Source organism: Thiomicrorhabdus sediminis, from assembly GCF_005885815.1.
GTDB lineage: Bacteria > Pseudomonadota > Gammaproteobacteria > Thiomicrospirales > Thiomicrospiraceae > Thiomicrorhabdus > Thiomicrorhabdus sediminis.
The window spans coordinates 670088-690337 of the sequence record NZ_CP040602.1 but is presented as its reverse complement, the minus strand read 5'-3'; the positions used below and the strand labels follow the sequence as shown (position 1 = coordinate 690337).

Genomic DNA, 20250 nt, shown 5'->3' with positions numbered 1-20250 from the left:
TATCCACAAAACTAATTTATCAGATTCCATAAACTGAACTCCGACCCTACCCTCCCCACATTCTCGCTTTTAATCTTATTGACAATCATTATCATTACTATTAACATTTGCAACCTCATTACTATTAGCAACCCAGAAAATAAGGAATCAACATGTTCAGACGTTCATTAATTGCTAGTGCAATCTTGAGTGCGGCACTCCCCTGCTATGCCTCAAGCGAGGAAAAACAAACCATCGGCGCTATCGAAATTATCGGTGACCAGGAAAAAGCACAACAGCTACCGGGATCCGGCTCGGTGGTAAGTCAACATCAGCTTGAAGAAGAAGTGGTCACAGATATTAACCAAGCATTAAAAACGGTACCGGGGGTATATATTCAAGAAGAAGACGGTTCCGGCTTAAGACCTAATATCGGTATTCGCAGCGCTAGCTCCGAGCGCAGCGAAAAAATCACCCTAATGGAAGATGGCATTCTTATCGCGCCAGCACCATACTCAAACCCGGCTGCTTATTATTTTCCTACCGCTATGAGAATGTCTGCCATCGAAGTTTTAAAGGGCGCCCCACTGCTTCGCTATGGGCCGCAAACAACAGGAGGCATCGTAAACTTGATCTCCACTCCCATTCCGGAAAAGACAAGTGGGGAGCTAACCACCACCGTTGACCAGAACGGCTCGACCGACACTCATATCCATTATGGTGGCACCAATCAATCTTGGTTATGGCAATTAGAAACTGTACAAAGAAACAACAACGGCTTTAAGGATATCGACCGAAGCAATAATGATACGGGCTTCAGCATCTCGGATTATGTTGCCAAACTTGGCTGGCAGGACGACAATCAAAAGCTGCTATTCAAAGCACAAGCTTCGACAGAAACATCCAATGAAACTTATCTGGGCTTAACCGATGCGGATTTTGCCAAAGATGCCAATCGCCGTTATGGACTTTCCAGCATTGATCAAATGAAAAATGATCATCAGGGCTTATCGCTGACACATAGCAAGACCTGGAGCCCTAATGTTTTTTCTACAGCCACAATCTACAAAAACACCTTCAACCGCGACTGGTTCAAGCTCAGCGGTGGAGCAAGCTTGATAGACTCAGCCAATGGCGGCGATGCCAATGCCCAAGGAATTCTAGACGGCAGCATCGATACCACCAACTTGAACTACAAACACAACAATCGCTCATACCTGTCCCAAGGTATGCAAGTAGCGCTGGACATCATCGCTGAAGACCATCTGTTAAATATCGGCGCGAGACTGCATGAAGATGAAATGGATCGATTCCAACCCACGGACATCTATAACCAGGTAAACGGCTCTCTAGTCTATCAATCGACCACTCAGCCAACAGGTAGCAATAACAGAATCGAAACCGCAAAAGCGGCCAGCCTATGGATTGCCGATGATTGGCAAATGAATGACCGATTGAACCTGAACTTGGCATTACGTTACGAAGACATTAACAGTCAACGCGTGCAATATGCCGATGCCAACCGCACCACGGTAGACTCCCGCAAAAGCAATAACACCAGCATCTTTTTACCGGGCGCATCCCTAACCTATGAGATGACACAGAGCCTACAGGTTCTGGCTGGCTATCACCATGGCTTTTCACCACTAGGCGGTGGCGCATCAGCCAATGAAAAACCAGAAACCAGCCATAACTGGGAAGCCGGAATTCGCTATAAAGGTGATGATTTATTTGTTGAGGCCATCGCCTTCTACAGTGATTTCTCTAATAAAACAGAGAACTGTTCGCTCGCTTCTCCATGCAGCAACGGAGCAACTTCAGGCACTTTTGTTACTGGCAACGCCGAAGTAGCCGGACTGGAAGTACAAGCTGGCAAAACCTATAACCAAGAAAACTATCAGGTTCCTGTGCAACTGGCTTACACCTTTACTGAAGCGACCATTAAAGATAATAATGCGGTCAGCGGTTTGAACGCCGGCGACAAACTGAAAAGCATTCCGGCAAATACGCTTAGCTTACGCGCAGGTATCGAGCATAATAGTGGCTGGGATAACTACGCGGTGGTCAAATACACCGATAAGATGTGTTCGGTTACGGGCTGTAACAGCAACAGCAATGCATTTGATGAAACCGATGCACTCTTGACAGTTGACTGGATTTCTCACTACCCTGTTGCCAGATCAACAGAGATTTTTGCCAAGGCTGAGAATATTTTTAACGAGCAGCGAATTGTTGCGCGCACTCCAGACGGGGCACGTCCAAACAAACCGCTGACCTTAACGGTCGGGCTTAATCATAAGTTTTAAGGTTTGTGGTTAAACATACAACACCTTAAGAATAGATTAACACTCAAGCTAAATGCCTCCCCTTATAATAAGTGGCGGTATTTAGCTGACTGTTACCCACAGTTAGATCAGTAGTTTATAAAAAGGGTACTGGCGATTAATTAGCTTAAATTGCTTATAATTATTTGGCTTTTTATTATTGAACAGTATTTTTCTTAAAAACTAACAAAATATTCAGCATCAGCAAACGGCTTATACCAATAAAACGAAGGAACCCCGCTCTATGGAATTTGTAAAAACCTATCTCGATCTCGCCATTTTCGGACTGCTTGGCTTGATGGGGTTCTTGGCCTTATGGATCACCATTGAACGCTTGATGTTTTATCGGCAGATCGATTTGAAGCAATATCATAGCGATGCGGTGCTCAATATCGCCACCACCAAACACCTGACCACGCTTTCGATTATCGGCTCAAACGCTCCTTTTGTCGGGTTACTGGGTACTGTCGTCGGCATTTTGATTACCTTTTACGATATGGGACAAAACCAAAGCATCGAAACCGGCGCCATTATGATGGGCTTGGCATTAGCTTTAAAAGCGACCGCCGCTGGCATTGCCATCGCCATTCCAACCGTTATGGCCTACAACGGACTAATGCGCAAAGTCGATGTATTGAACACCCTCTATATCGATGCCCAAAACCGAGCCAAATAAGCCCGGAGGCCGTGATGATTCGCAATAAAATGAAACGTTTCGATGGCATCAATGTGATTCCGCTTATTGATGTGATGCTGGTATTACTGGCAGTGGTGCTGATGACAGCAAGCTTTATTGTCAAAGACAGCTTGGAAGTGGATTTACCTGAAACCAGCAACAGCCAACCCTATCAACAACCAAACGATACACCATTGGTGAAAATCGTCGTTGATAAGGACAACCAGGTCTATATCGGCAAAACCGCCTATAACGAAACCCAACTGCAAGAATTTATCCAAACCCTCGATAAAACCCAGCCGGTCAGCCTCGAAGTCGATAAACAAGCGCAATTCGGCAGTTTTGTAGCGGTGATTGACCTACTTAAAGGCGAGCAGTTGAACAATCTAAGCATTCTCACCAAGGCGGAAACCGCCAATCAAATCCAATAAAACCGTTTAATGAAACATACCAGCCTATCTTTTGTCATCGCCGCTCTTGTTTATAGCGCCCTACTGGGAGCGCTATTTTTCGGCTGGCAAGACCCACAACAATCCGCCGCACAAGAGAGCAGAAAGGCTTTGCCTATCAGCCTGAAAATGTTTCAAATCAGCGCACCACAGACACCGGAGCAACAAGAACCGCAACAAGCAGAAATCAAACCGCCGGTTTCTGAGCCGGAGCCGGTTGAACCTGTGGTTGAAAAGCAACCCATTGAAAAAAGGATAGAGAAAACAAAAGAAAAAACAACCAACAAGCCACAACCGACGGCACAAAAACCTGAAAAAACACCGCTAAAAAAAGCACAAGCCATTAAAGAAGAGAGCAAACCGCTTGTCGAAGCGGTAAAGGCAAATAAAACTCAACCAAAAGAAGAAAAAATCGTCGAACAAAAGCCAGAAGAAAAGCCGCCGACCATTACCGAAAAGCACTTTCAGCCCGATGACACGCCCCTGACAGAGATCAAACCGACCGTGGTCGATACCACACCGGTAAAACGCCTGACCACCAATCAAATCGAGCAGGCCGAACAACGCTATCTATTAGAACTTCGTCAACAGATTGTGCGTTTTGCCGAAGACACCTACCCTCGTCTGGCTCGACGCCGTCATTGGCAAGGACAAGTGTTGCTTGAGATCGTCATTCAGCCAAATGGCGCAATCGATTCTGTGAAGATACTCAAAGACTCCAAACACCACCTGCTTGACCAAGCCGCGCTGGAGATTTTCACGCTACGCATGCAAAACCAGTTCAAACCGTTTCCAGAAGAAATCCAACGTTCAAATTGGACCATTAAGGTCCCTGTCAATTACCGCCTTTATTAGCCAACTTTGCTGCAATCCATCTCAAATAACCAAGGAATTTGGTAAACTATTGGGCATTGAATTTATAAAGGATTTTGTCGTGGACTATACAGTACCGCAAAAAACCATCGCCCAGGTTCAAGAAGACCTGGTCAAGCGTTTCACTCATTTCACCAATCCGAAAGATCGCTATAAATATCTGATCGATATGGGTAAGACTTTGCAGAATATGGATGCCAGCTTTGAAACCGAAGAAAACCGAATTCACGGTTGCCAGTCCCAAGTGTGGATTCATATCGAAGAAAACGACGGTCGCCTGTTTATGGAAGCGAAAAGCGATGCCGCGATCGTCTCCGGACTGATTGCATTGCTATTGAAATTCTATAATGGCCGCACACCAGAAGAAGTCGCCACCGCACCATTAGACTTCCTCGGCCAGATAGGTCTGCTGCAACAGCTATCACCCAACCGTTCAACAGGCCTTTATCATATGATTAAACGCATTCAGGCCGAAGGACAGCAACGCGTCGCATAATTAATCGTTCCAAACCCAACACTGTCTGCTAGGATAATCACTAAGCTTTACTTCAAATAGGCATTCACTGCAGGCAGTTTATGGGTCAATTCAGTCAAAATCGACAATTCGCCGATCTTCTCAAACAGCTGAAAACTGATATCTCTCTGGCAAGGCATAATCAAGACCTGTTGGATACGATCCAAATGGTCAAAGACTACCCCGGCCCACTTAAATTCAATAATCTCTGGCTCTATATTGTCGCCGCGATTTTTGCTACAGCGAGTGTTCTTGTCTGGTTGCAAAGTGCAAACTGGATTAAAACCGCCATCCCTGCCGCTGCTGCCCTACTGGCGATTTTTTATGCCATCAAACGCAATCGACGTTTAAAAAACTTAGCCAAAGACGCCTTTTTTAAAAGCATTCTGATTGACAATCAACTCAGCCTGATCAATCTGCCGATTGGCGATTTCAAACGCCTATTCTGCGGGTTTAAACAGGGCAATCATAAAAATGAGATCAAGCAGGCCTACCAATCGGATAACGGTTTTATTGTTTTTCATTACCACTATGTCGAACGAGAAAAGGACCATGATGACAAACACTATCATGATGAACATTTTCACCGCTATGGCATTGTCATGAGTCTGGATGAAACCAGTTACGATTATAATGGCGTGGTTATCTGCCACAGCAAACCTGAAGACGCCCGCTTTCAAGAACGCTTCAAACCCGCTTATAATAAATTCAACCGCAAACTCAAAGCCTATGGCAAAAACCAGATGCAATTGGCTCGATTATTAACCCCGGTGGTGGTGGAAAAACTCGCTGAATATGAGGATATATTAAGCGATATGCTGGTACAGATTTCCGGTAACCAGCTCTGTATTTATGGTGAACTGGAATTGATGCAACACAATAGCACGCCCTATGACTACACCACGCCCGATGAGTTTGCCAAAGACATTTTGATACACGAACAGTTCGACAATCTTAACCAAATACTGGCGCTGGCTAACACTCTGCGCCGTGAGCATCAACCATAAGGAGTCCATCATGGATATTAGCCCAACAATGATTACCGTCTTTATCATCGTTCTGCTGATTATTTCGGTTATCACCATCTATAACCAGATTGTTTCATTGAAAGAATCGGTAAAACGCGGCTGGGCGAATGTCATTACCCAAGAACGCCAGAAAGGTAAGATTCTGCCTGAACTGCTGAAGTTGGTTGACCAATACACCGGCTATGAAGGAGAAGTGCTAACCGCTGTGACCGAACTTCGAGGACAAGCCTCCAAACTGCAAAACGATTCACAACAGCTAAGAGGCGACAGCATTGATGTCAATAGCGCCAAACAGTTCGATGACAATGTAAAAGCCTTTCTTGGCGGTCTAAATTTTGTCGCCGAAGCCTACCCCGATCTAAAAGCCAACGATACCTTTAAAAAGGCGATGCATGAAGTCACCAAGCAGGAAGAGAATGTCGGAGCCGCGATTCGTATCTTTAACTCGAATGTCGAAGAATTCAATGCGTTTATTGGCATGTTTCCGATGAACCTGGTGAATGGGTTCTTGAATAAAGAACAAGCGCTGAATATTTTTGAAGACTCAACTGCGGCATCTGCTTTTGAATATAAACCTAATTTTAAGTAGTAAATCCGTTTACTAAACATTGATTAGATGGCCCTTCAACTACTCTAGTTGCGAGGGCTTTTTAATTTTGAGTCATAAAAACAGCTACGTAATTGCGAAGCCCCTTAAAACTTATTAACAGCCTTTTAGCTTTTCTAATGGGCTTCACCTTACTTTGTTGCTTGTCCAACAAAGTAAGCAAAAAAAGACACCCTGCTCCATAAATAGGCAGGTTCTAAAACTCATTCACTGAAAATCCTGAACTCGCTACGCTCGGACAGCAGGATTTTTTAATCGTTCACTTCGTTAAGAACTCTGCACTATTTATTCCAAAGGGACTAAGGGTGTCAAAGTAATATTTCTTAAACGGAAAAAATCACCCCCCAGCTCAAAACCTACGATAAAAAGAAAGAGGTTAAACCAAAACAGCGTGTGAACAACGGATCCCCTTTTGTAAGCAATCGTCATTTCACTTAACGCAGGGCGCGGTGAAAAAATCCTGCTGCTTGAGGCGAACTTGTTCGCCGAGTTCAGGATTTTCAGCGAACAAGTTTAGGGAAATAGATTGTGTCAGCAGGGTGACTTTTGTTTGGTTACTTTATTTGGGCAAGCAAATAAAGTAACGGGAAGCCTGATAGCTAAAATTTAGGATTTACCGTCATTCAAAAAGGCTTCTCAGGCCAGTTTATGAAAAGCTTTCAGAAAATCATTTTTGTTCTCTTGAAAACGCTCATGCCCGTCATGATTGAGCTGGCGTTTATTCTCCGCGAATGCTGGCATTACATAGCCCCAATTGGAATTTCTTGCAAAACAAACCACTACATCAACGTGACTTTCTTTCCAGCGATTCAACAAAACTTGATCTTCTCCACTTGCTTCAATGGTTTTTACTTGAATCCGATAATAGTTAGGACCATCTGAAATCAATATATCCGTGCGGTGTCCATGATCTAACATTGGAATAAAAACCTGCCAGCCATCTTGCATTAACCAACTAATAACCTCACTTTCATAAGATGAGTTTTTCATGGCCTGATGGGTCTGAGTCTTTGTTTGTGTCAGTCGTCTTGGCATAAAGCATCACTCCAATTAAATTATCGGTTAAAAATACTTAATTAAATAATACCTTATTCAATTATATTTATTTGAGTAATAAAAAAGCCCCGCCAGTTAAAAACTGACAGGGCTTTTCTTTTAAGCAAATTTTTAAATGCTAAATTAAGCGACTTTCAACTGCTCATTAGGTGTCGCTTGTAGCGCGTCGATACGATCTTGTAGGTCTGGGTGAGACTTGAATAGATCACCGAAAGACGACTTCTTAGCCGAGATACCGAATGCCGCCATTTGGTCAGGTAGTTCACCCGGCTGCATTGTCTGTAGACGACGCAATGCGGCAATCATGTTTTCTTTACCGGCTAGGTAAGCACCACCGTTGTCGGCATGGAATTCACGCTTACGTGAGAACCACATCGCAACAATACTTGCCAAGATACCGAATAGAATCTGCGCCACGATATCAACCACGATAAACGCCAGGCTGTGACCTTCTTCCTCGTTTTTAAGGATAACGCGGTCAACCACGTAAGCGACGATTTTCGCGAAGAAGATAACAAAGGTATTCAATACACCCTGTAGCAACGCCATGGTGACCATATCACCGTTGGCAACGTGAGCCACTTCATGACCAAGAACCGCTTCGACTTCATTCTGAGTCATGCTGCGCATCAAACCGGTTGAAACCGCTACCAATGAGCTGTTTTTTGTCATACCGGTTGCGAACGCGTTTGGCTCAGGCGAGTTGTAAACCGCCACTTCCGGTGTTTTGATACCGGCTTTAGCCGCTTGACGCTGAACTGTTTCCAATAACCACTGCTCATCGGCATTACGTGCAACGGTAATCACCTGAGCACCGGTAGACATCTTCGCCATCCACTTCGACATCGCCAAAGAAACGAAAGAACCGGCAAAACCGAAAATCAGCGCAAACATAAACAAGTTGTTTAGGTTCAGGCTTGTGCCTTGCATATAACTACCCACACCCAAGATGTTCATGGTAATCATCGCCACCGCGATAACCGCGATGTTAGTTAATAAAAATAACCCGATACGCTTCATTTATATGATCTCCTTAGAAGATTTATCAGTATTGCAGCTGGTTTAGCCGTCATTTGCCGGCAAACCCTTTCAATTATGATTTCAATATAAGGATTTTTTATAACCTTTCAAGCTTTATTTTGTGATTCTTCACAAAATCTCAAGGCTTTTCAGTCGGCTTTATTGAATCCTCAATCGAACCTATTTGAACCTTATCTAAATACCGAATTAACTCAGCTTTTGTTTCAACAGTTTATTCACCTGACCTGGGTTCGCCTGACCACCTGAAGCTTTCATCACCTGACCGACAAAATAACCCATCATCTTCTCCTGACCGCCCTTATAGGCTTCAACCTGAGATGGGTTACTGGCCAGCACCTCATCAACCAAGGCTTCGATCGCCGCGACATCGGTGATCTGTTTCAGGCCTTTGGCTTCAATGATTTCATCGGCACAACCTTCACCTTTCCACATCGCCTCGAAGACTTGTTTGGCGATCTTACCGGAAATGGTGTCATCCATTAGTCGAGTTAATAACCCAGCCAACATATCGGCAGTGATTGGTGATTCTTCAACCGCCAAACCGTCCTTATTTAGCGCACCGGCCATACCACCGGTCATCCAGTTGGCGGCAAGCTTAGCTTCCTTATCACCGATCTTAGCCACCACTGCTTCAAAGAATTCCGCCATGGCACGAGATGAAGTCAGTACTTCGGCATCATATTCGGTCAAGCCGAACTGAGAAACAAAACGCTCACGCTTAGCATCTGGAAGTTCCGGCATTTCGGCGCGCACCGCTTCGATATCTTCATCGGTAATCACTACCGGCAAAAGATCCGGGCAAGGGAAATAACGGTAATCGTTGGCTTCTTCCTTGGAACGCATTGAACGCGTGGTATCATTCTCCGCATCATACAGACGGGTTTCCTGAACCACCTTTCCGCCGCTTTCAATCAACTCGATCTGACGGTTGATTTCAAATTCAATCGCACGCTCGATAAAACGGAATGAGTTGATGTTCTTCAGTTCGGTACGTGTACCTAAAGGCGCACCCGGACGACGGATCGAAACGTTGGAGTCGACGCGGAAAGAACCTTCCTGCATATTACCGTCACAGATTCCCAGATACTGCACCAACTCGTGCATTTTTTTGGCATAAGCGACCGCTTCTTTGGCAGAAGACAGCTCCGGCTCGGAAACGATTTCCAATAGCGGCGTACCGGCACGGTTCAAATCGATACCGGACATACCCGGTACCACACCGTGGTTGGATTTACCGGCATCTTCTTCCAGGTGAGCACGTGTCACACCGATGGCTTTTTTCTCACCATCAACGTCAATCACCAGCGTTCCTTTACCAACAATCGGGTATTCCAACTGTGAGGTTTGGTAACCTTTCGGCAAATCCGGATAGAAATAGTTTTTACGTTCAAAAACAGAACGCTTGCCGATTTCCGCATCCAACGCCAAGCCTAATTGGATTGAACGACCGATGACCCCTTGGTTCAATACCGGCAACATGCCCGGCATGGCCAGATCGATGGCGCAAGCCTGAGTATTCGGTTCGGCACCATAAGCAATTGAAGAACCGGAAAAGATTTTCGTATTAGTGGTTAGCTGAGCGTGAATCTCAAGACCGATCACCACTTCCCATGTATTCTCTGACATATTGTGTTCTCCTTACCCTTGATACTGTTCTGGCATCTGCTTGTGCCAATCAGTGACCTGCTGATACTGGTGACCGATATTCAGCAATTTTGCCTCACTAAAGTAAGGACCCACAATATGAAGCCCTACCGGACGACCGTTATCGGCAAACCCGGCAGGAACAGAAATACCCGGTAAACCCGCAAGGTTGACCGGAATGGTATAAAGATCGGATAGATACATGCTGACCTGATCATCGGATTTCTCACCGATATTGAAAGCGGTGCTTGGCGCAACCGGCCCCATGATCACATCACAAGACTCAAACGCCTTGGTGAAGTCATCACGCACCATACGACGCAGCTTTTGCGCTTTCAGGTAATAGGCATCATAGAAACCGGCCGACAACGCATAGGCACCGACCATGATACGGCGCTTGACTTCGGCACCGAAACCTTCACCACGCGAACGCTGATACATGTCTTGCAAATCTGTTGGATTTTCACAACGGTAACCGAAACGCACCCCGTCAAAACGGGACAGGTTAGACGACGCCTCCGCCGGAGCCAATACATAATAAGACGGTACCGCTAAATCTTTGTTAGGCAAGCTTACCGGCACGGTGCTCGCACCCAGTTTTTCGATTTCGGCAATCGCGTTTTTAACGATGGTTTCCACTTCAGGATCAAGCCCTTCACCGAAATACTCTGCTGGAATACCAACTTTCAGGCCAACCAATGATTCACCTAGGCTGGCGGCAAAATCCGGTTTTTCCTGTTGCAGGCTGGTCGAATCACGCTCATCGAAGCCCGCCATCGCATTAAGCATCCATGCCGCATCTTCGGCAGAACGGGTCATAGGCCCGGCCTGATCGAAACTGGACGCATAGGCGACAATCCCGAAACGCGACACCATGCCGTAAGTCGGCTTGATACCGGTAATCCCGCAGAAAGCTGCCGGTTGACGAATCGAACCACCGGTATCGGTACCGGTCGCCATAGGCGCCAAACCTGCCGCGATAACCGCAGCTGCACCACCGGATGAGCCACCCGGCACCGCTTTGTGATCCCAAGGGTTTTTGGTTGGGCCATAGTAACTGCTTTCCGATGTCGAGCCCATCGCGAACTCGTCCATATTGGTTTTGCCTAAAATCGGCATACCGACTTTTTTCAATTGGCTGACCACGTGAGCATCGTAAGGCGCGATAAAGTTATCGAGCATCTTTGAAGAACAGGATGTTTTGATCCCGTCGGTACAGAAAATATCTTTATGTGCCACCGGAATACCGGTCAGCAGCTCTGCCGTACCGGCTTTGAAACGCTCATCGGCTTCTTGTGCCATCTGCATGGCGAGTTCCGGGGTGACCGTGACATAGGCATTCAGTTCCGCATCAAACTTGGCGATTCTGTCCAAGTAATGCTGAGTCAGTTGCACGCTGGTGATTTCTCCGGCATGCAGCTTTTCGCTCATTTGTTTAATCGTTAAATTATGCATAGCTTTAAATTCTTTTTAGTTATCTGGACGGTGAAACGGTGAACGGCTTACCGATCACTCGATAACCTGAGGGACCAAATAGAGGTGATCTTCGACCGCCGGGGCGACTGACTGTAATTTGTCACGCTGGTTCTGCTCGGTGATTTCATCTACACGCAGACGCTGCACCTGATCCAAAGGATGAGCCATCGGCGCAACCTGATCGGTATCGGCTGCTTGCATCTGTGCAAACAGGTCGAGGATATTTGATAACTTAGCGGCGACTTCATCGACTTCATCAGCTTTGACTTCGATGGCTGCTAAACGAGAAATGTATTCGACTTCAGTTTTTCCTAAAGACACTCGTTACTCCTAAAATCGGCAGTTTATGCCATTGCCAGATGGTAAAGGTTGATAGCCATCCGACCCTGGCGAAATTATAGCCGTATAAAATACCATATTTAGGGCTTTGGCTAAAGACAAATTCAATGTTGCCTCAACTGTTTTTTAACACTGACAACAAGTTATATGATCGATAATTCGCAGCGCTTTCAAAGTTAATCATTCAGGCTCTGAAATCGCAGCGCCAAGCCTTCGAAATTTAACGTATGTACCGATTAAAAAAACTGTGTAAAAACAGGGAAAATTAGTCTTATACTCGGCCGGATAATAAGTTAAAATGCTTGGAATATTTAATGTCTAACATCAAGGACTGCAACTAATGTTTCGCAAATTCATGGGACTCTTTTCTAACGATTTATCTATCGATTTAGGCACAGCAAACACTCTAATTTATGTTCGAGGCAAAGGCATGGTTCTAAATGAACCTTCGGTTGTTTCTATTCGTAACAACAAACGTGGCAGCAACAGCCGTTCAATTGTCGCCGTGGGTGAAAACGCTAAATTAATGTTAGGTAAAGAGAACCAGGATATTCAAACCGTACGCCCACTAAAAGACGGCGTTATCGCAGACTTTGAAGTCACCGAAAAAATGCTTCAAGCCTTTATCAAAAAAGTCCATGAAGCGAAATTCTTTCAGCCAAGCCCTCGTGTTTTGGTGTGCGTACCTTGTGGTTCAACGCAGGTTGAGCGTCGTGCGATTCGTGAATCGGCGGCCGGCGCCGGTGCTCGTGAAGTTTATCTAATCGAAGAACCGATGGCCGCAGCGATCGGTGCCGGCATGCCGGTAAGCGAACCGACCGGTTCAATGGTGGTTGATATCGGTGGTGGTACCACCGAAGTGGCGACCCTATCTCTTAACGGGATTGTCTGGTCGGATTCAGTCAAGGTCGGTGGTGACCGTTTTGATGATGCGATTATCAAATATGTACGCCGCAATTACGGCATGATTATCGGTGAAACCACTGCTGAGAAAATCAAAAAGACTATCGGTACCGCTTACCACGAAGTTAACCCCGATACCCTAGAAGTCCACGGTTCGAATATTGCCGAAGCCGTTCCTCGTCGTTTCACACTAAACAGCAATGAAGTATTGGAAGCCCTGCAAGAGCCTTTATCGGCAATTGTCAGTGCGGTTCGTACCGCTTTGGAAAACACGCCACCTGAGTTGGGTGCCGATATTGCCGAGCACGGTATTGTTTTGACAGGTGGTGGTGCCCTATTGCGCAACTTGAGCACTCTACTTTCCGAAGAGACCGGTATTCCGGTAATTATCGCCGACGACCCACTGACTTGTGTGGCTCGTGGCGGCGGACGTGCGCTGGAATTGATGGACGAAAAAGGCGTTGACCTGTTTTCATTTGAGTAATTAACTCTTTTAGCAGCCGGCCGCATAGGTCGGCATGATTCATCAAAGGAGATTGGTCATTAACCTCAATACCCCATCCGCACAACAGGAAGGTCTGCAATTCACCCTTGCATTCATTCTCGCTATTGCGCTGATGGCTGCTGACCACTATGGTCAGATTATGGGCAATGTACGAAATGTACTCTTGACCACTCTTAGTCCTATCGAAAAAATGGCCACAGTGCCACAAGACATCTATAAGCTTGTCACCACCGATTTCTCATCGATCGACGCACTTAAGCGTGAAAACCAACAACTGAAAACTGAACTGCTATTGATCAAGGCCAAACAGTTGCAAATGATCAATCTGGAACTGCAGGTCCAGCGTCTCGAAGCCCTATTGGGTACCACCGGCAAAATCACCAATCAAAACGTGCAGATCGCCAGCGCTATTTTCTACAGTAAAAACCCGCTGTCTCAATTTATCACTTTGAACAAAGGCCGTTTGGACGGCGTCAAACAGCAGCAGACGGTGATCGATGCCGACGGTATTATCGGTCAAATCGTACAGATTACACCGGTAACCGCCAGAGTGTTGCTTTTGACCGATCCGGACCATCAGATTCCGGTAAGGATCCAGCGTACCGGGCAGCGCGGCATTCTAGCCGGAACCGGCCATGACACGGCGCAACTGAACTTCATTCCGGTCAATTCGGAAATCAAAGTCGGCGATATGCTCGAAAGCTCCGGACTGGGCGGCATCTTTCCTGCCGGCTATCCGGTCGCTAAAATCACCAGTATCGAAACCTTGGGTGACAACCCTTATTTTCAAGTCAGCGCGGTACCGGTAGCGAAAATCAACCAATCCGACAAGGTGCTGATTGTTTCTCAGGAAGAGATGCAGGACTGGCGCGACACGCTAGATTTCGATTTGGATTTCGACTTGAATATCAATAACCCAGCAACAGACACCGGAGCCAAACCGTGACCGAAGGATTTTTAAGTTTAAAATCGGCACATGTTCGCTGGTTGATTATCCTGACCTTTATTATCGGATTGATTTTCGACAGTATGGTACTGCTCAATAGCGACCTTGGATTCATTCCTCCGATGGCGCTATTGGCGGTTTTTTACTGGAGCTGCAGAGCCAGTGACACCACCTATATGGTATCCGCGTTTATTCTTGGACTGTTGGCAGATGCCTTGCATCAAACCACTTTGGGCGCGCACGCCTTGCTTTATATTATTATGCTGTTCGCCATGCTCCGCCACCGCCTTCAATTCCGCACCTATCCGGAATGGCAGCAAGCATTCATTATCGGTGTCTATTTAATGGTCTACCAAATTCTCAACTACCTGTTTTTCAGCCCGGTATTATCCGGTGGTAGCTATATCGCTTACTGGACCATGCCCGCAGCCGGTATTTTGATCTGGCCGTTTTTGACCATGACGCTCAATCTGCTGACCAGCAGACAATCACGTTAACTCTTAATTCACAGTTGCATTGACCGGTACAGGCGCATGGCAGAAAGACTCAATTTCAACAGCGATGAAGAGACCTATGTAACGAAGCGCCGCTTTCGTTTCAGGCTCTACTTTGCCTACGGTTTTGTGTTATTGCTGTTCGCCTTTCTCGCCGGGCGCATGGTGCAGCTGCAATGGCTCAACTATGACCGCTATCATGGACTTGCCGAAGGTAACCGTGTCTCGGTCGAGACCTTGCCGCCGACCCGTGGCAAGATCTATGACCGCAATCATATTCTGCTCGCCGACAACCAACCGGTTTATGCGATTAAAATGGTGCGCGAGAAAATGGAGGACATCGACGCCTTCAAACGCGAATTGATGGTGTTGCTCGATAATATCCCGGCACAGAAAATCGAAGACTATTTTAATAAATTCAAGCGCTGGAGCCGTTCACGCAGCTATACATTGCCGTTTTCCATTACTGAAGAACAGGCCGCACGTCTTGCCGTCATCAATTACAAACACCCCGGCGTCACCCTTGATGCCCGCTTGAAACGCATCTATCCGAACAAGAGCACTGCCGTGCATGCATTGGGCTATGTCGGACGCATCAATAGCAAAGAGCTGAAAAACCTTGATGAACAACGCTATCGCGGCACGCAAATTATCGGTAAATCCGGCATTGAACGTTTCTATGAAGACCGTCTGCACGGTTCGCCGGGAATTCAACAGATCGAAACCAATGCTCGCGGCCGCATTCTCAGAAAATTAGAGACCTTGCCTGCCCAGCCCGGTGAAGACATTCATCTGACCATCGATATCGAACTGCAAAAGTTCGGTGAAGAGTTGTTTGGCAAAAAACGTGGCGGCCTGGTGGCGATCGACCCGCAAAACGGCGAGATACTGGCATTTGTCAGTATGCCGACCTTTGATCCGAACCTGTTTGTCGATGGTATCGATCAGGAAAACTACAGCCGTTTGCTGTATGACCCGAACAAACCGTTTATCAACCGTGTCATCAATGGCCAATACCCTCCCGGCTCGACCATCAAGCCGTTTGTGGCGTTGGGTGCGATCGAAAACAACTATATTTCACCGCAAAAGAAAATCTGGGATCCGGGCTATTTCGATTTTGCCGAGCACCGCTACCGTGACTGGAAACGCACCGGCCACGGCCATGTCGATATGAATACCGCGATTGTCCAATCTTGTGACACCTACTTCTATCAGCTCAGTTTGGATATGGGGGTCGATGCCATCCATGACACCATGTCGCCATTCGGTTTCGGCAAGAAAACCGATATCGATATTTTCGGTGAATCGACGGGGATCCTGCCGTCTCAGCAATGGAAAATGGCCACCAAAGGTAAACCTTGGTACCGCGGTGAAACCATTATTTCTTCAATCGGACAAGGTTTTAACTTGACCACACCGCTGCAATTGGCGAAGGCGACCGCCGTGCTAGCCAACCGCGGCAAGGTCATCCAACCGCACTTGCTGCGTGACCAGCTGAAAAACCAACCGACCGAACAGGTTGAAATCAAGAATATCGCCAACTGGGATAAGGTCATTCAAGCGATGGAAGACGTCATGCATGGCGCCCGGGGCACGGCTCGTCGTCACGGTAAAGGCCTGCCCTTTAAAATGGCCGGTAAAACCGGTACCGCGCAGGTATTCAGTTTGAACGAGGCCGATTACGATGCCGATGCCATCGATAAACGTCTGCATGACCACTCATTGTTTATCGGCTTCGCGCCGGTGGACAACCCAAGAATAGCGGTCGCCGTGATTGCCGAAAATGCAGGTAGCGGTAGCGCCACCGCAGCACCGATGGCGGTCAATTTGATTAAAAAGTATTTAACCCGCGAACAACCGCAAACGGATGACAAATGAAGTTAGAAGATACAGGTCCAGAACAGGTATATCGCCGCAATAAAGGTCTACTTGAGTCCTTGCATATCGATGGCTGGCTGCTGCTCGGTTTGCTGCTGCTATTAGCCACCAGTATTGCCGTGGTATACAGCGCTTCAGGCGGCGATGAGGCGGTCACTAGTCGTCATATGATACGTATCGGTATCGCCTTGACACTGATGCTGATCTTCGCGCAGATTCCTCCTAACCTGATTTACCTATTCACTCCCTGGCTGTTTTTTATCGGCATTTTGATGTTGGTTGCGGTAATACTAGTGGGTGATATCGGTAAAGGCGCACAACGCTGGCTCGATTTCGGACCGGTTAAGTTTCAACCTTCCGAGCTGATGAAATTGGTGTTACCGATCACCGTTGCCTGGCTTTTCGCCCACAGCCAATACCCGCCAAGTTACCAGCGCTTGGGCATGGGCGCCTTGGTGATCGGTTTTACCGCCAGTTTGATTGTGGTTCAGCCGGATCTGGGGACCTCTTTGCTGATTGCCATGAGCGGCCTGTTTGTATTGTTTTTTGCCGGCCTGCCGTGGAAAATCATTGTCGCGGCGATTGTCGGCGCTGTCGCCAGTGCACCGATTGCCTGGCACTTTATGCATGCCTATCAAAAACAGCGCGTTTTGACTTTTTTAAACCCGGAATCCGACCCGCTGGGCAGCGGTTACCATATTATCCAATCGAAAATCGCCATCGGCTCCGGCGGCATTGAAGGTAAAGGCTTTCTCGGCAGTACCCAGGCGCATTTGGAATTCTTGCCAGAAAGTACCACTGATTTTATCTTCTCGGTATTGTCCGAAGAGTTCGGGCTTTTAGGCGTGGTCTTGCTGCTTGCGCTTTATGCTTTTGTCATTGCCCGCGGCTTGTATATCGCGGCGCAAGCGCAGGATAATTTCACCCGTCTGATTGCCGCCAGCCTGACCATGACGCTGTTTGTCTATATTTTTGTCAATATCGGGATGGTCAGCGGCTTATTGCCAGTGGTCGGCCTGCCACTGCCACTGGTCAGCTATGGCGGTAGTTCCTTGGTCACACTGATGATCAGTTTCGGCATTTTAATGTCGATCCACACCCATAAACGCCTGCTCACCGACTGATTTTCCGGCAACGCAATGCAAGCCTTTCTTAAGCCTCTAAGCTGGGATTTTTTGACAATCCCTGCTAGGCTTTAAACATTCCGATTTAAGCTGGAATATGGTAAATTAAGCGCTAAAATCAATAGTGCTAAGGGCGATGCCGTTTTTCGCATCATAACCATCAGCTTAGATGATTCACACACAAAAAATTAGTAGGAACTCCAGACTCTGTCATGCTTACTCTAAAAAATACCTTTGCCGTACTCGCTTTCTCTTTAGTCAGCTTCGTTGCCGGTGTTCAGGCAGCAAACTTGCCAACACCGAAACCCGCCATTCCTCACGTTATTCCATCTGCTCCAAATGTGGCGGCCAACGCCTACCTTGTGATTGATTTCAATAGCGGACATATCATTGCGGAAAAGCGTTCCGATGAGCGCGTTGAACCGGCAAGCCTGACTAAAATCATGACCGGCTATGTGGTGATCAACGAGTTAACCAACGGCAATATGAGTTTGGATGACATGGTGACCATCAGCAAAAAGGCCTGGAAAACACCGGGGTCGAAAATGTTTATCGAAGTCGGCAAACAGGTTTCAGTACGCGACTTGATGAAAGGCATGGTGATCCAATCGGGTAATGATGCCAGTGTCGCTCTCGCAGAACATATCGCCGGTAGCGAAGAAGTGTTTGCCCAGTTAATGAACAAATACGCGCAAAACCTTGGCATGACAGGTACCAACTATGTCAATGCGACCGGTTTGCCGCACCCTGACCATTACACTACGGCACAGGATTTGGCGATTTTGACCAAAGCGCTGATCACCAAATTTCCTGATGAATACAAGTGGTACTCGGAAAAGAAATTCACCTTTAACAATATCACCCAATACAACCGTAACAAGCTATTATGGCAAGACCCGACCGTTGACGGTTTGAAAACCGGCCACACCGAAAGTGCCGGATATTGTCTGGTGTCTTCGGCTAAACGTGAAGATATGCGTTTAATCAGTGTGGTATTGGGTACCGACAGTGCTAAAATGCGCATCCGCGAGAGTCAGAAGCTTTTGAACTACGGTTTCCGTTTCTTTGAAACACACAACCTGTACAAAGCTCAAGCGCGCTTGAATGACGTTAAGGTTTGGGAAGGAAACCGTGATTTAGTGGGTGTTGGTCTGGCACAAGACCTGTTCATCACCATTCCTCGAGGTCAATACAAGAACATTACCATTGAAAGCACTATCAACCCAGAAATCAAAGCGCCGCTTGCCGCCGGACAAGAACTAGGTAGCTTGGAAGTGACTCTTGGTGACAAGGTTATCAGCCAGCAGACACTGGTGGCGTTGGATTCCATTGAAGAAGGTTCATTCTTCAAGAAACTGGTCGACCAGTTCAAACTATTTATTAACTCATTTATTTAACCAAAATAAATGAACCGCGATTAGCCTTGCAGTTTAATTGATGCGGCATTCGCGGTTGCCTTAGGGCCGTTTAGGATATTTATGTCGGACATTATCAGTCAGCAAATCGCCTATTTGAATGGGCTTTATATTCCGCTTGCCGAGGCGCAAATCTCACCGCAAGATCGTGGTTTTTTATTTGGTGACGGGGTTTACGAAGTCATACCCGTTTACAACAAAACACTGTTTTATTTCGACGAGCACCTGCAACGTCTGAAAAACAGTCTGGCTGCCACCGGCATTGCCAATCCTCTAAGCGATGCGCAATGGACAGACATTCTCAACACCTTAATTGAAAAACACAGCTGGCAAGATCAGTTTATCTACCTGCAGGTGACCCGTGGTGTACAGATGCAGCGCGACCATATGCCTGCCGACTGCTTATCACCGACAATCTATGCCTACACCAATCCGCTGAAAAGCTTAACGGATGACGTGCTGGCAAAAGGCGTCAAGGTCGTTACTCTGGAGGATATCCGCTGGTTACGTTGTGATATTAAAGCGATAACCCTATTGCCGAATGTGATGCTTAAGCTCGCCGCTAAACAGCAAGGTGCGGATGATGCTATCTTGATTTCACGTGACGGCTATGTGGCCGAAGGTACCGCCAGCAACGCTTTTATTGTCAAGGACGGCAAGCTGCTGACGCCACCGACCAGTGCAAAGATTTTGCCCGGAATTACCCGTCTGGTCATTGAATCTATTGCCAAGCAACACCATATAGAGCTTATCGAAAAAGAGTTGACCCGAGATGAATTGGAACAAGCCGATGAAATCTGGCTGACCTCTTCGACCAAAGAAGCTCTGCCGGTTACCTCTATCAACGGCAAACCTGTTGGCGACGGCAAACCGGGAGCTTTATGGCAAACATTGCGTCAGCACTATCAACAGCATAAACAGGATATAATTGAACAACTCGGCGAGCAGGCGTAATTGAGCCGATTCACCGAAGTAATGT

19 protein-coding genes are annotated in these 20250 nt (G+C 46.9%); 14 read left to right on the top strand and 5 right to left on the bottom strand.

From position 1 onward, the window contains the following. Positions 1-152 precede the first annotated feature (152 nt). The 7 genes from FE785_RS03130 to FE785_RS03100 all read left to right on the top strand — a co-directional run bounded on the left by FE785_RS03130 (position 153) and on the right by FE785_RS03100 (position 6432). Positions 153-2285 carry a TonB-dependent receptor family protein gene (locus tag FE785_RS03130; RefSeq protein ID WP_138564321.1) on the top strand — a complete coding sequence of 711 codons (2133 nt, stop codon included), beginning with the start codon at positions 153-155 and terminating at the stop codon, positions 2283-2285. 262 nt (positions 2286-2547) lie between these two features. Beyond that, a complete protein-coding gene (exbB, locus tag FE785_RS03125; protein WP_138564319.1) occupies positions 2548-2979 on the top strand; it encodes a TonB-system energizer ExbB in 432 nt (143 codons plus the stop codon). Positions 2980-2993: 14 nt separating this feature from the next. After that, positions 2994-3410, top strand: a complete 417-nt coding sequence (locus FE785_RS03120; protein ID WP_138564317.1) for a biopolymer transporter ExbD — start codon at positions 2994-2996, stop codon at positions 3408-3410. 9 nt (positions 3411-3419) lie between these two features. Then, the gene (locus FE785_RS03115; protein ID WP_138564315.1) at positions 3420-4283 is read left to right on the top strand and encodes an energy transducer TonB; all 864 of its coding nucleotides are present in this window, start codon (positions 3420-3422) and stop codon (positions 4281-4283) included. Positions 4284-4362: 79 nt separating this feature from the next. Continuing rightward, positions 4363-4797 carry a SufE family protein gene (locus tag FE785_RS03110; RefSeq protein ID WP_138564313.1) on the top strand — a complete coding sequence of 145 codons (435 nt, stop codon included), beginning with the start codon at positions 4363-4365 and terminating at the stop codon, positions 4795-4797. Positions 4798-4877: 80 nt separating this feature from the next. Beyond that, on the top strand, positions 4878-5822 hold the full coding sequence (locus tag FE785_RS03105) for a hypothetical protein (RefSeq protein ID WP_138564311.1): 945 nt from the start codon (positions 4878-4880) through the stop codon (positions 5820-5822). A 10-nt stretch (positions 5823-5832) separates the two neighbouring features. Next, a complete protein-coding gene (locus tag FE785_RS03100; RefSeq protein ID WP_138564309.1) occupies positions 5833-6432 on the top strand; it encodes a LemA family protein in 600 nt (199 codons plus the stop codon). Positions 6433-7086: 654 nt separating this feature from the next. Here the strand turns inward: FE785_RS03100 and FE785_RS03095 are convergent. From FE785_RS03095 to gatC, 5 genes are all read right to left on the bottom strand, one after another. Next, positions 7087-7485 carry a PDDEXK-like family protein gene (locus FE785_RS03095; protein ID WP_138564307.1) on the bottom strand — a complete coding sequence of 133 codons (399 nt, stop codon included), beginning with the start codon at positions 7483-7485 and terminating at the stop codon, positions 7087-7089. Between the two features lie 144 nt (positions 7486-7629). Next, positions 7630-8526 (bottom strand): protease HtpX, encoded by an 897-nt coding sequence (gene htpX / locus FE785_RS03090; protein WP_138564305.1) that lies wholly within the window; start codon positions 8524-8526, stop codon positions 7630-7632. 207 nt (positions 8527-8733) lie between these two features. After that, positions 8734-10173: an Asp-tRNA(Asn)/Glu-tRNA(Gln) amidotransferase subunit GatB gene (gene gatB / locus FE785_RS03085; protein WP_138564303.1), complete on the bottom strand. Its 1440-nt coding sequence runs from the start codon at positions 10171-10173 to the stop codon at positions 8734-8736. 12 nt (positions 10174-10185) lie between these two features. Beyond that, a complete protein-coding gene (gatA, locus tag FE785_RS03080; protein WP_138564301.1) occupies positions 10186-11646 on the bottom strand; it encodes an Asp-tRNA(Asn)/Glu-tRNA(Gln) amidotransferase subunit GatA in 1461 nt (486 codons plus the stop codon). A 54-nt stretch (positions 11647-11700) separates the two neighbouring features. Continuing rightward, positions 11701-11988, bottom strand: coding sequence for an Asp-tRNA(Asn)/Glu-tRNA(Gln) amidotransferase subunit GatC (gene gatC, locus FE785_RS03075; RefSeq protein ID WP_138564299.1), 288 nt, complete (start codon positions 11986-11988; stop codon positions 11701-11703). A 358-nt stretch (positions 11989-12346) separates the two neighbouring features. On the opposite strand from gatC, the gene FE785_RS03070 reads away from it, so the two are divergent. From FE785_RS03070 to FE785_RS03040, 7 genes are all read left to right on the top strand, one after another. Beyond that, positions 12347-13393: a rod shape-determining protein gene (locus FE785_RS03070; protein ID WP_138564297.1), complete on the top strand. Its 1047-nt coding sequence runs from the start codon at positions 12347-12349 to the stop codon at positions 13391-13393. A 34-nt stretch (positions 13394-13427) separates the two neighbouring features. Next, a complete protein-coding gene (gene mreC / locus FE785_RS03065) occupies positions 13428-14360 on the top strand; it encodes a rod shape-determining protein MreC (RefSeq protein ID WP_238696326.1) in 933 nt (310 codons plus the stop codon). Beyond that, entirely contained in the window at positions 14357-14857 is a 501-nt protein-coding gene (mreD, locus tag FE785_RS03060) for a rod shape-determining protein MreD (RefSeq protein WP_138564295.1), read from the top strand. The genes mreC and mreD overlap by 4 nt, the downstream gene beginning before the upstream one ends. Positions 14858-14893: 36 nt before the next feature. Beyond that, complete coding sequence (mrdA, locus tag FE785_RS03055; RefSeq protein WP_138564293.1) at positions 14894-16732, top strand: penicillin-binding protein 2; 1839 nt, start codon at positions 14894-14896, stop codon at positions 16730-16732. Then, complete coding sequence (gene rodA, locus FE785_RS03050) at positions 16729-17856, top strand: rod shape-determining protein RodA (RefSeq protein ID WP_138564291.1); 1128 nt, start codon at positions 16729-16731, stop codon at positions 17854-17856. The genes mrdA and rodA overlap by 4 nt, the downstream gene beginning before the upstream one ends. A gap of 212 nt (positions 17857-18068) precedes the next feature. Beyond that, positions 18069-19253 (top strand): D-alanyl-D-alanine carboxypeptidase family protein, encoded by a 1185-nt coding sequence (locus tag FE785_RS03045; RefSeq protein ID WP_138564289.1) that lies wholly within the window; start codon positions 18069-18071, stop codon positions 19251-19253. Between the two features lie 81 nt (positions 19254-19334). Then, on the top strand, positions 19335-20225 hold the full coding sequence (locus FE785_RS03040; RefSeq protein ID WP_138564287.1) for a D-amino acid aminotransferase: 891 nt from the start codon (positions 19335-19337) through the stop codon (positions 20223-20225). The last annotated feature ends 25 nt before the right edge of the window (positions 20226-20250 follow it).

Bases quoted from the DNA above. Each gene is read 5' to 3' on its own strand.
- FE785_RS03130 (WP_138564321.1), top strand. From the start codon at position 153: ATGTTCAGACGTTCATTAATTGCTAGTGCAATCTTGAGTGCGGCACTC.
- FE785_RS03040 (WP_138564287.1), top strand. From the start codon at position 19,335: ATGTCGGACATTATCAGTCAGCAAATCGCCTATTTGAATGGGCTTTAT.
- rodA (WP_138564291.1), top strand. From the start codon at position 16,729: ATGAAGTTAGAAGATACAGGTCCAGAACAGGTATATCGCCGCAATAAA.
- mrdA (WP_138564293.1), top strand. From the start codon at position 14,894: ATGGCAGAAAGACTCAATTTCAACAGCGATGAAGAGACCTATGTAACG.
- gatA (WP_138564301.1), bottom strand. From the start codon at position 11,646: ATGCATAATTTAACGATTAAACAAATGAGCGAAAAGCTGCATGCCGGA.
- FE785_RS03095 (WP_138564307.1), bottom strand. From the start codon at position 7,485: ATGCCAAGACGACTGACACAAACAAAGACTCAGACCCATCAGGCCATG.
- mreC (WP_238696326.1), top strand. From the start codon at position 13,428: ATGATTCATCAAAGGAGATTGGTCATTAACCTCAATACCCCATCCGCA.
- htpX (WP_138564305.1), bottom strand. From the start codon at position 8,526: ATGAAGCGTATCGGGTTATTTTTATTAACTAACATCGCGGTTATCGCG.
- FE785_RS03105 (WP_138564311.1), top strand. From the start codon at position 4,878: ATGGGTCAATTCAGTCAAAATCGACAATTCGCCGATCTTCTCAAACAG.
- FE785_RS03070 (WP_138564297.1), top strand. From the start codon at position 12,347: ATGTTTCGCAAATTCATGGGACTCTTTTCTAACGATTTATCTATCGAT.
- FE785_RS03045 (WP_138564289.1), top strand. From the start codon at position 18,069: ATGCTTACTCTAAAAAATACCTTTGCCGTACTCGCTTTCTCTTTAGTC.
- FE785_RS03120 (WP_138564317.1), top strand. From the start codon at position 2,994: ATGATTCGCAATAAAATGAAACGTTTCGATGGCATCAATGTGATTCCG.
- FE785_RS03115 (WP_138564315.1), top strand. From the start codon at position 3,420: ATGAAACATACCAGCCTATCTTTTGTCATCGCCGCTCTTGTTTATAGC.
- FE785_RS03100 (WP_138564309.1), top strand. From the start codon at position 5,833: ATGGATATTAGCCCAACAATGATTACCGTCTTTATCATCGTTCTGCTG.
- exbB (WP_138564319.1), top strand. From the start codon at position 2,548: ATGGAATTTGTAAAAACCTATCTCGATCTCGCCATTTTCGGACTGCTT.
- gatB (WP_138564303.1), bottom strand. From the start codon at position 10,173: ATGTCAGAGAATACATGGGAAGTGGTGATCGGTCTTGAGATTCACGCT.